This window comes from Acinetobacter parvus DSM 16617 = CIP 108168 (assembly GCF_000368025.1).
Lineage (GTDB): Bacteria > Pseudomonadota > Gammaproteobacteria > Pseudomonadales > Moraxellaceae > Acinetobacter > Acinetobacter parvus.
Map to the genome: position 1 here is coordinate 469,598 of NZ_KB849211.1, position 10,435 is coordinate 480,032.

The following is a 10,435-nucleotide window of genomic DNA, read 5'->3' on the forward strand; positions in this document are numbered from 1 at the left end:
ATGCCAAGTTTTTGTTCATATTGGCGATAGATTTTAGGGGCTTTGAGTTTCACACCATCTGAGCATGTTGCAAGGTCTTTTAGCCCTAGATCAATGCCAATGGCTGTGGTTGATGTTGTTTTCTCTATCTTTGGTGCTTCTACAACTAAACAGACATACCAACGCCCACGACTATCCTCAACAAATGAGCCTGTTTTAACATTGTATTTGCTTAGTCCGTAGCTGTCCCATAGTTTGAATTGGTGCTTGCCATATTGAACATAGCCATCAGCATATTTGATTGCTACTTTCTTGAACGGTATCCAGCCCAATGAACGCCTAGCTGATTTTTTATTGCTGACTCGCCATTTCAGTTTTGCTTTTTTGAATTGCTTGCGTCTTGTCACTAATTCTTCTGTGACCGCCTGAATCGTTTGGCTATGCAAATTACATTCTTTCGATGTGCCTTTTGTGTATTTGGCAATGTCGTATGCTGAAAAGAATTGTTGTTTGCGTTGTAGATGCTTGAAACACAAATCATTGACATAATTCCAAACAAAGTTTACCTCCAACGCTAGTTGGTCTAGCATCTTGCAATGTTTGTCTTTTATTCGTAATTTGAGTGTCTTCATACAATTATTTTAACCGTATTTTTCTTAATAGTGATTATAGCAAAAGTATTTAAAACGACATTTCATGTCGTATGGCTTACGCCAGTCGCTTATATCCTCGGGCTAAACCCCGAGGTTTTACGCTCCAATGGATAAATAAAAAATCCGATACTTTTAACATCGGATTTTTTATGAAAAGTCTTTCTTTATTAAAGAGGAATTTTTAATAAATACCCTGACCTAGAATTGCGTCAGCCACTTTTACAAATCCAGCAATATTGGCACCATCCACATAATTGATGCTTCCATCTTCCCGTGTACCATATTTCACACAATTGCGATGGATTTCTTTCATGATCGCATGCAGGCGCTCATCCACTTCCTCAAATGACCAACCCAAACGATTGGCGTTCTGCGACATTTCCAGACCTGACGTTGCCACACCACCCGCGTTAGAGGCTTTACCTGGCGCATAGAGGATTTTTGCCTCAACAAACTTCTCCACCGCATCTAGTGTCGATGGCATATTCGCACCTTCAGCCACACAGATGACCCCGTTAGCCAAAAGAATTTCAGCATCTTCGCCATTCAACTCATTTTGTGTCGCACATGGCAAGGCAATATCAGCACGAATATGCCAAGGTGTTTTACCCTCAAAATATTCAAAACCATGTTTAGAGGCAAAATCTGAAATACGACCACGTTTTACGTTTTTCAGTTCCATCACTTCATCCAGAAGCGCCTTGCTAAAACCGTTCTTCAAATAGACCGTACCATTTGAATCAGACAGAGTCACCACTTTTGCACCCAGGAACATGGCCTTTTCTGCCGCATATTGCGCCACATTGCCTGAACCAGAAATTGAAACCGTTTTACCCGTGAAACTGTCGCCACGAGTTTTCAGCATTTCTTCGGCAAAGTAAACCGTACCGTAACCCGTTGCTTCTGGACGCGCCAATGAGCCACCAAACGAGATGCCTTTGCCTGTAAATACACAAGAGGTGTCATTGCTGAGCTTTTTCATCATGCCCGTCATATAGCCAACCTCACGACCACCCACACCAATATCTCCTGCTGGAATATCAGTGTTTGATCCTAAATGACGGTACAACTCAAGCATCAAGGCCTGACAGAAACGCATAATCTCGGCATCAGACTTTCCTTTGGGGTCAAAATCAGAGCCACCCTTGCCCCCACCCATTGGCAGTGTGGTCAGTGCATTTTTAAAGGTTTGCTCAAAACCCAAAAACTTCAGGATAGACAGGTTCACTGAAGGGTGAAAACGCATTCCCCCTTTAAATGGCCCAATTGCCGAATTGTACTGCACACGAAACGCGCGGTTCACATGGGTTTCACCCTGATCATCCATCCATGAAACACGGAACTGAATCACCCGTTCAGGTTCAACCAAACGCTCTAATAGACCATATTGAGCGTACTTTGGGTTCTTCTCAATGAAAGGCCATAAACTCATCATTACCTCTTCCACAGCTTGCAGAAACTCTGGTTGATGTGGATCACGAGCTTTAACATAATCCAGGAAGTCGCTTAGGCTACTGTATTTCAATGTTTGACCCTCAAGTCGAATGATTCATAAAAGTGCAAAAAAAACGCACCAAAATAGTTTAACGCACCTATTTAATACTTATTTTTTTTAATTCACAATATTTTTTTCAATCATATTATTTTTAATTTTTATAAATCAAATATTTAAAAAGAAAAAATAACGAACATTCCTATAAAAAATACCATGTATCATTTTAGTGCATTATTTAATATATTAAAGAATTTCAATTAATTAAACAAAACAAGAAAGATATGATTTATTTTAGGATTACTTGGTTAAAGTGCAATATTCGCACCATTTTTTGTCAAAATCCAACACTTTAAGCCAACTGTTGTTTCCAGATGTTCACCGCCAACACCATCTATTTTTTGTTATACTATTCCGTCCCATTTTGTTTCCCCTGTTGTTATGTCCCTGCCCCCACCACATTCCCTGATTGTCCAGATAGACCAGCTTTTACCACAGACACAGTGTGGTTTATGTGGGCATCGTGATGGATGTTTACCCTACGCACAGTCCATTGCCGCGGGTGAAGATGCGAACAAATGTGTTCCAGGCGGACAGCCTGTTGCGGATGCGCTTGCCACACTGTTACAGCGACCACAATTGACTGCCGAACCCAGTGTCTGGGAAATACAGGCAGATGGTCGCCCACAGCAAATGAAAGCGGTGATCCGTGAAGATGAATGTATTGGATGCACCAAATGTATCAGCGCATGTCCTGTAGATGCCATCATCGGCAGTGGTAAACTCATGCATACGGTGCTGGCAGATCTGTGTACCGGCTGTGAACTATGCATCCCACCTTGTCCAGTTGACTGTATTGACCTGGTTGCCGACATCAAGCCACTGCCAACCCGAGAACAGCGCGTTAAGGAACAGGATGAATTAAGGCATCGTTACTATGCCCATATCCAGCGTGAAGAAAAACGCCGCCTAAATCGTAAAGGTCCGATTGTACGGGCTGAAATCGATACCGAGTTGTTTGCCCAGTTCTCCCAGGCACTCAATAATGTGCCTGTGATTACATTGGCAGACAAGCCCAAAGAAAGCGCCCCAATTGATGCAAAAACCACGATAGAACTGGCTAAAATCCGCACCCAGATCAAGAAGCTGGAAAAACAGTTAAGCGTACGGGCTGATGAACAGAAACAGGTGCAACTGCTTAGCCTACAGCAACGTTTAAATGAATTGCAGGAAGTCTAAATGCCCGTTAAGAATATGACCAAAAAGCAAATTCAGGTTTTCTTTGAACGCTTGCATGAGCAACGTCCCGATCCCCGTACAGAGCTGAACTATTCATCGCCATTTGAACTGCTGATTGCGGTGATGCTTTCGGCACAGGCGACCGATGTCAGCGTCAATAAGGCAACCGATAAACTCTATCCTGTGGCAAATACAGCCCAGGCCATCCTTGATCTTGGTGTCGAGGGACTCAAGGCATATATCAAGACCATTGGGCTCTATAATGCCAAGGCTGAAAATGTGATTAAAACCTGCCAGATTTTGCTTGATCAATACCAGGGACAAGTACCCGAAACACGTCAACAGCTTGAAGCGCTGCCAGGCGTAGGCCGTAAAACAGCAAATGTGGTGCTGAATACTGCATTTGGACAGCCAACCATGGCAGTAGACACCCATATTTTTCGAGTGGGAAATCGTACAGGTTTAGCCGTTGGAAAGAATGTGTTAGAGGTTGAGCATCGTCTGGTTAAGGTGATCCCCAAAGAATTTATTTTGGATGCCCATCACTGGCTGATTCTACATGGCCGTTATTGCTGTATCGCCCGTAAGCCGAAATGTTTTGAATGTGTGGTTGCAGATGTCTGCAACTGGCCTGACCGCTTTGAGTTTGGTGCAAGCAAGACCATTGCAACAAAAGACCTCAGTTAATCCTGAGGTTTTTTATCCTGCCGCAATTTTGGATGTAGCTGACGCGATTTTCCATTCTGCCGATTTTCCAGTGCCTGCTGTTTTTGCACATGGCGCAGCATTTTTTGGCTCTGGTACGCCAGAAACAAGAGTAAAGCCAAACTTAAGATCACAACCAAAATAAGAACCACTTTTAGCACAAGCTTTCTCCCAAATAAAAAGAGCCCTATTCAGAGCCCTTTCATCATTCGCAATTCAGGTTATTTATCCAGAATCGCAAACAGGTCTTTTTGTACATCATCGATGGCACGCAGACCATTCAACTTATTATAAGTCGGTGCATTCTCACCAGAAGCGGCACGCGCCTGATAGAAACCAACCAATTGCTCAGTTTCGCTATGGTAAGACGCAAGACGCTTACGAATGGTCTCTTCCTGATCATCTGGACGCTGTACCAGCTCCTCACCTGTTTCGTCATCCTTACCTTCCACTTTTGGCGGATTGTAAACCAGGTGGTAAATACGACCAGACGCTGGGTGCTGACGACGACCAGAAAGACGCTGAACGATTTCTTCGTCAGGCACATCAATTTCGATCACATGGTCAATGCTGATACCCGCAGTTTCCAGAGCCTCAGCCTGTGGAATCGTACGTGGGAAACCGTCAAAAATACAACCATTTTCACAGTCAGGCTGGGCAATACGCTCCTTAACCAAACCAATAATCAATTCGTCTGAAACCAAACCACCTGACTCCATGACGCTTTTCGCCTTTAAGCCTAGTTCAGTACCTTCACGAATTGCAGCGCGGAGCATATCACCGGTTGAAATTTGTGGGATATTGTAGCGCTTACAGATCAACTGAGCTTGAGTACCTTTACCTGCCCCAGGTGGTCCGAGTAAAATAATGCGCATAAAAGAACATCCTCATTTAAAAACAATAAATCTTAAATTGAGCAATATGATACAGATTTATTGCTCAACCAACATCAAATTAATTATAAGAAAGCAACAAATAAGTGGATTAAACCAGCAATGAAACCAGTTACACCACCCAATAAAATTAGGATCCACTCATCTTCTTGGAACGCAGGTCGCAATAAATTCTGGAATTCTTTCGGCGTTAGTTCACGGATACGGTCCCTAAACATTTGAAAGATTTTTTGTGCGCGGCTGGCGTTCAAGGCTGGGTCACATACAGGTCCCATGGTAATTTCAATTGAGCGATCAATCAAGTCAGTCTTGAGTCTAGCATATTCCCTAGGGCCAAGTGAAAGCTGCAATGATGTACGCACCAGTGGCGTTTCCATAATTTCATTGATATGACGCTTGACAATACGGCGGGTCTTGTCCTTTTTACTACCATACATCATTTCAGTCATGATGGATTTTAGGGTAATCAGGTCTTCGGTCACCACTCTGGCAAACACATCAGAAACCTCTTCCTGACGTTTCATGAACGCACCCTGAACATTATAAGTACCAATCTTCAACACAGGCACAATCCACGGGAATTTACGGTCTTTGGTTAAACGGAAAATTTGTGGATAGCGGATATAATGTGGTTCGATCGGATTAAATACCATCCAGATCGCAATCCAGTTGGTCAGGAAGCCCCAGATGGCAGCCCAGAACGGAACAGTCCAGTGCCAAGGCACCACAAACCAGACAATCATCTGGAAAATACCAAAGAACATTCCAATCAGCGCACTGATATGCCAAATAAAGTTGATTTCCTTTTGTCCCACTTTCAGGAACATCCGCACCATCAAACGGCGGTCACCCTCCATCTGGCTCACCACCATTTCACGCATGTCAACCAGTGACTCAACGTTCATGGTCAGCTCAGTCACCAGTTCCCTTAATGTATTGGGTAACTGTTTATGTGCCTGTGCATAAATACGGCGCTTGATTGAATAAGGCAGGTTTTCCCACAATACCGCATTGCGTTCCAGCATGACTTCATCAATCAGGTGCTCCAGTTCAAAACCAACCTGTTCACCAATGATGTTTGCCATATCCTCAGGGTCCATCGCTTCCAGAAACTCTCGCAATGAACCTAATTTTGAAAGGGTATTGTCAGTAATGATGCCTGAAATACGTCCTGCCTTACGTGGCACAATCCCTTGCCAACCTACAGGTAATGGTCCTAGATGGAATCCCCAGAAATTAATTGGGTAAAACACCATTTTCAAAGCCATCCACACATGTGCCCATGTTACAAAGGCAGTCACTGGAATGATACTTAAGACTGCCAGATGGTCAGGTCGCTTTAAGAAAATCTGCCACAATTCATTGACGTAATCAAACATGCATGACTCTCAAAATTATTGATACATTATGGCCTATAGATGAACAGCTTGCCTTCTCCTACAAACCAAAACTTAAGGTGTATGACAACTGAAGCACAGGTTCTGCTTTTTTAGCAGTTTTCCCATCTGCCCCCTCCAATGGTTCACGTACGCCCGCACCCACACTGAATGTGCTAATGCGTTCATTATTCAACCATACAAAGGCCATATCAGCCCCCACACCCAAATTCGCCTTTACTTTTCCACCATAATTTTTACTGTCCAGATGACCTGCATATACCCCAACGTAATATCCGTTTTTATCTGTGCCCGTCAGGTAATATGGATAACGGAAGCCAACCTGACCGCCCGCCTCATTGTCATCGTTTAAAAATGCACCTGCTTTCGCATAGGCAATCCCGTATGGATTCACCCATTCAAGGTTGGCGTGTAATAATTTTTTGGTTACACCTGCCCCAATATTCCAGCTTGAAACTTTTGCATCCTTGAGTTTAGGTTGAGGCTTGAATGGATTTTCCTCAGCATGGACCAAACCCGTAGATGTTAAAACCGCCAGCAAAAGGTAAATTCTTTTCATTATTTTCTCCACTTTCCCTAAGAGTGTGTCCTATTTCAAACAGTTTGTGACTTTAACAGAATTATTTTGCTTCTAATATACAAGACCATACAATTTTAATGTCTACAAAGTCATAAACTGTCGCACCAGCACTTGCATGAAGTACTGAAAATTCTACAGTATGATCATTCAACTTAAGTTAAAATAGCCAGCCGCTCCATCCTTTTATTTTGTAATTAAGTCGACACCGTATGAAACAGCACTTTCCTTTAAAAAACATGCAACAAGAAAAGCGCATTTACAAGGGTCGAATTTTTTTTGCAATCTTTATTGTGGTGACCTGTCTGCTCATCCTGATCTGCCGCTATGCCTATTTGCAGATTGTGCATTATGATGACTTCACCACCGCCTCCGACAAGAACCGAATCCGCCTGCAACCTCTGGCCCCTGCCCGTGGTTATATCTACGACCGCAATGGTGTGCTTTTGGCCGACAACTATCCCGTGTTTACTGCCACGCTCAGCCGTGCAGATGTCAGTGATATAGACGATACGATTAACCGCCTGATTCCTGTGCTGGGCCTGACCGAAGAAGATGTGGAACGCTTTAAGAGTCGGGTGAAAACGGCACGAAAAACTGAGCGGATTGCCATCAAGCTCAACCTGAATGAGGCGGACATCGCCAAATTCAGTGAAGTCAAATACGGGTTCCCTGGCGTCAAGATTGAAACGCAAATGACCCGCTATTATCCGCATGGGGAGCTTTTCGCGCATGTGCTGGGTTATGTGGGCCGTATTAATGATAAAGAACTGAAATCAATTGACAAGGACTTATACGCTGGCACCAACCTGATTGGTAAAATTGGGGTGGAAAAAAGTTATGAAGAATTGTTGCATGGCACGCCAGGCTATGAATCGGTGGAGGCCGATGCACATGGCAATATCCTGCGTAATCTAGGACGACAGGCACCAATTCGCGGCAATGACCTGTATTTATCGATTGACTATGGTCTCCAGATTGTGGCGGCACAACAGTTGGCGGACCGCCGTGGGGCAATTGTGGCCATGGACCCACGTACGGGTGAAATTCTGGCTTTAGTCTCCAGTCCGAGCTTCAATCCCAATTTATTCGTAACAGGCATTAGCTCAAAAGATTATAGTGGACTGCGTGACAATCTGGACCAACCACTTTATAACCGTGCAGTTCAGGGTGTTTATCCTCCAGGTTCAACCATTAAGCCAATGTTTGGACTGGGTGGCATTCATTATGGTCTGGTTGACTGGGGAACTGCAATTTCTGACCCAGGCTATTTTAACTTACCAGGTGACAGCCACCGCTTCCGTGACCATAAAAAAACGGGACATGGTGCGGTCAACCTGCATAAGGCCGAAGTAGTCTCCTGTGACACCTATTTCTATATCCTGTCCTACCGCATGGGCATTGAGAAAATGAATGACTGGATGCGCCAATTTGGTTTCGGGGAAAAGACAGGTGTTGACCTGCCAAGTGAAAGCAGTGGCTTATATCCAAGCCCTGAGTGGAAAATGCGTACTCGCAAATCCAAGTGGCTGAAAGGTGAAACCATTTCGGTCAGTATTGGTCAGGGTGCATTTACCGCAACACCATTACAACTGGCAATGGCAACGGCAATTACAGCGAACAAAGGGTCACACGTCACCCCTCACGTGTTGCGGGACAATAAGGGTGCAAAAAAATTCACGGTGCACAATGCCCCTGATGGTAAAATTCAGTTCAATGGGACAGAACAGGACTGGCTGAATATGCATGCAGCCATGATTGATGTCATCCAAACAGGAACAGGTCGAGGCATTAAAGGTGGCCTACAGTATTCAATTGCTGGAAAAACAGGTACAGCCCAGGTCAAGAGTATCGCACAGGGCAAACGCTACAATGAAGCGGCCTTATCCTCAAGACAATGGGACCACGGTTTATTTGTCGGCTTTGCACCAGCAGACACCCCTGAGATTGCGATTGCCGTGGTATGGGAAAATGGTAAGCATGGTGGTTCCGCAGCGCAACTAGCGCGCCCAGTTTTCGATTACTGGTTAGTGACACGCAACAAGAATCCGCTGCGCCCTGCAAACCATCAGGTGAGTGGCGGCTTAATGACAGCAGGCATCAAGCCAAGCGAATTGCCAAGCGGCAATACCACTGCACCAACAACGGCGCAAGCCTCACTGCCAATACCCCCTACGGTGACCCCTGCCCCAGCAGTTACCCCACCACCACAGCCAGCCGATGGAATCACTGAATAATGAAGAACCAATTACGCATTATTGGGGGTGAATGGAAACGACGTTCCCTGCCCTTTGCCAGTATTGAGGGTTTAAGGCCAACCCCTGACCGTGTCCGTGAGACCTTGTTCAACTGGCTGATGTGGGATATCCAGAATGCACAGGTGCTGGACCTATGCAGTGGTTCGGGCGCCCTCGGTTTTGAAGCGCTCTCGCGTGGCGCAGCAAAAGTGGTGATGATTGAACCCAACCCAACTCAGGCACGTTTTTTAAAGGATAATATCCAGTTATTAAAAGCGGAAAATTGTCAGTTGATGATCTCAACCGCGCAGCAGGCATTAGTGAAATTACACAGTGGCTTTGATGTCGTGTTTCTTGATCCACCCTACAGCCTTGATTTATGGCAAGAGCTTGCCGAGTTGGCTGAACCATTGATTAATCCGAACGCCTATATTTATGTTGAGGCAGACCGTGACCTGTCACAGCTAAAACTTCCAGCCAGTTGGCAAAAAATCAAGGAAACCAAGGCAGGTATGGTACGTGCAGGTTTATATCAAAAGATGGCCTAAAATATTCGCAACCAGAAAAAGCGAACCAACTGCCCCCGATCAAATGGAAAGCTGGACAAGTACTCATAGCCAATTCGGTTGGTTGAATTGAGTTGGTAGATCATGCCATATCCCAATGAAACTGAAAAATCATCCAGAGACAAGTTACTGGTGTCACCTGTCAGCATTTTATGGTTAAACTGGTTGGTTTGATAGGCCGTATAGTTATAGACACGCCAGCGCTCACCCTGAAAAAACAGGTTATGCAGAATTGAATAATCTGTTTTCTCTTGCTGTGGATAGGCTGAGTCAAACATTTCTTCAGCATCATCATTGACCGCTGTAAAAAAATTATAATCCCCTGCATGACAGATACAGGAGAAAAATAAAATAAAACAGGATAAAAGTGCTGATTGACTACGCATAGCATGTTGAATTAATTCGATGAAGAATGAGCATAACCTGTCCCAGAAAGTTTAAGCAAATGGAACACACTCATTCACATCCCTTTTTTCCGCCTTGCGTATCTTCACATTCTGCTCCTCAAACTGATTGTTATATAAATTTTTCATTTTTGTTTTCTCAATTATATTACATGATTAAAATCAAATATATAGAAAAAAATATGCGTTTCATCTCAAAACTGGATTTTATGTCGTACGATTTAAGTCATTTAATTGCTTATGTTAGACATATAGGACTTACGCATTGACGGATTCAAAAAAGTATTAAAATA

General features: G+C 44.1%; 10 protein-coding genes and 1 pseudogene. 4 read left to right on the forward strand and 7 right to left on the reverse strand.

Annotated features, from left to right (window positions below; all coding sequences use genetic code 11):
* A pseudogene (locus tag F988_RS04315) lies at nucleotides 1-611 on the reverse strand (RNA-guided endonuclease InsQ/TnpB family protein); the annotation flags it as partial.
* A gap of 202 nt (nucleotides 612-813) precedes the next feature.
* Complete coding sequence (gene gdhA, locus F988_RS04320; protein ID WP_026040092.1) at nucleotides 814-2,181, reverse strand: NADP-specific glutamate dehydrogenase; 1,368 nt, start codon at nucleotides 2,179-2,181, stop codon at nucleotides 814-816.
* Between the two features lie 384 nt (nucleotides 2,182-2,565).
* On the opposite strand from gdhA, the gene F988_RS04325 reads away from it, so the two are divergent.
* Together F988_RS04325 and nth are read left to right on the forward strand one after the other, a co-directional pair.
* Nucleotides 2,566-3,363: an RnfABCDGE type electron transport complex subunit B gene (locus F988_RS04325; protein ID WP_004681307.1), complete on the forward strand. Its 798-nt coding sequence runs from the start codon at nucleotides 2,566-2,568 to the stop codon at nucleotides 3,361-3,363.
* Nucleotides 3,364-4,050 (forward strand): endonuclease III, encoded by a 687-nt coding sequence (nth, locus tag F988_RS04330; RefSeq protein ID WP_004681309.1) that lies wholly within the window; start codon nucleotides 3,364-3,366, stop codon nucleotides 4,048-4,050. It abuts the gene before it with no gap.
* Here nth and F988_RS04335 read toward each other — a convergent pair.
* The 4 genes from F988_RS04335 to F988_RS04350 form a co-directional block, all read right to left on the reverse strand.
* Nucleotides 4,047-4,229: a hypothetical protein gene (locus tag F988_RS04335; RefSeq protein WP_004681311.1), complete on the reverse strand. Its 183-nt coding sequence runs from the start codon at nucleotides 4,227-4,229 to the stop codon at nucleotides 4,047-4,049. The genes nth and F988_RS04335 overlap by 4 nt on opposite strands.
* Before the next feature lie 60 nt (nucleotides 4,230-4,289).
* A complete protein-coding gene (gene adk / locus F988_RS04340) occupies nucleotides 4,290-4,943 on the reverse strand; it encodes an adenylate kinase (RefSeq protein WP_004681312.1) in 654 nt (217 codons plus the stop codon).
* A gap of 83 nt (nucleotides 4,944-5,026) precedes the next feature.
* Nucleotides 5,027-6,340: a DUF445 domain-containing protein gene (locus F988_RS04345; RefSeq protein WP_004681313.1), complete on the reverse strand. Its 1,314-nt coding sequence runs from the start codon at nucleotides 6,338-6,340 to the stop codon at nucleotides 5,027-5,029.
* Between the two features lie 58 nt (nucleotides 6,341-6,398).
* A complete protein-coding gene (locus tag F988_RS04350; protein WP_004681314.1) occupies nucleotides 6,399-6,917 on the reverse strand; it encodes a hypothetical protein in 519 nt (172 codons plus the stop codon).
* Between the two features lie 230 nt (nucleotides 6,918-7,147).
* On the opposite strand from F988_RS04350, the gene mrdA reads away from it, so the two are divergent.
* On the forward strand, nucleotides 7,148-9,172 hold the full coding sequence (gene mrdA, locus F988_RS04355) for a penicillin-binding protein 2 (protein ID WP_004681315.1): 2,025 nt from the start codon (nucleotides 7,148-7,150) through the stop codon (nucleotides 9,170-9,172).
* Entirely contained in the window at nucleotides 9,172-9,720 is a 549-nt protein-coding gene (gene rsmD / locus F988_RS04360) for a 16S rRNA (guanine(966)-N(2))-methyltransferase RsmD (protein WP_004675867.1), read from the forward strand. The genes mrdA and rsmD overlap by 1 nt, the downstream gene beginning before the upstream one ends.
* On the opposite strand, the gene F988_RS04365 is transcribed toward rsmD, so the two are convergent.
* Nucleotides 9,717-10,124: a hypothetical protein gene (locus F988_RS04365; protein WP_004681316.1), complete on the reverse strand. Its 408-nt coding sequence runs from the start codon at nucleotides 10,122-10,124 to the stop codon at nucleotides 9,717-9,719. The two genes, rsmD and F988_RS04365, sit on opposite strands and share 4 nt — an antisense overlap.
* Nucleotides 10,125-10,435: the final 311 nt, after the last annotated feature.

Excerpts from the sequence above, each read along its gene's own strand:
- F988_RS04325 (WP_004681307.1), top strand. The coding sequence starts at position 2,566 with ATGTCCCTGCCCCCACCACATTCCCTGATTGTCCAGATAGACCAGCTT.
- nth (WP_004681309.1), top strand. The coding sequence starts at position 3,364 with ATGCCCGTTAAGAATATGACCAAAAAGCAAATTCAGGTTTTCTTTGAA.
- adk (WP_004681312.1), bottom strand. The coding sequence starts at position 4,943 with ATGCGCATTATTTTACTCGGACCACCTGGGGCAGGTAAAGGTACTCAA.
- F988_RS04345 (WP_004681313.1), bottom strand. The coding sequence starts at position 6,340 with ATGTTTGATTACGTCAATGAATTGTGGCAGATTTTCTTAAAGCGACCT.
- F988_RS04350 (WP_004681314.1), bottom strand. The coding sequence starts at position 6,917 with ATGAAAAGAATTTACCTTTTGCTGGCGGTTTTAACATCTACGGGTTTG.
- mrdA (WP_004681315.1), top strand. The coding sequence starts at position 7,148 with ATGAAACAGCACTTTCCTTTAAAAAACATGCAACAAGAAAAGCGCATT.
- rsmD (WP_004675867.1), top strand. The coding sequence starts at position 9,172 with ATGAAGAACCAATTACGCATTATTGGGGGTGAATGGAAACGACGTTCC.
- F988_RS04365 (WP_004681316.1), bottom strand. The coding sequence starts at position 10,124 with ATGCGTAGTCAATCAGCACTTTTATCCTGTTTTATTTTATTTTTCTCC.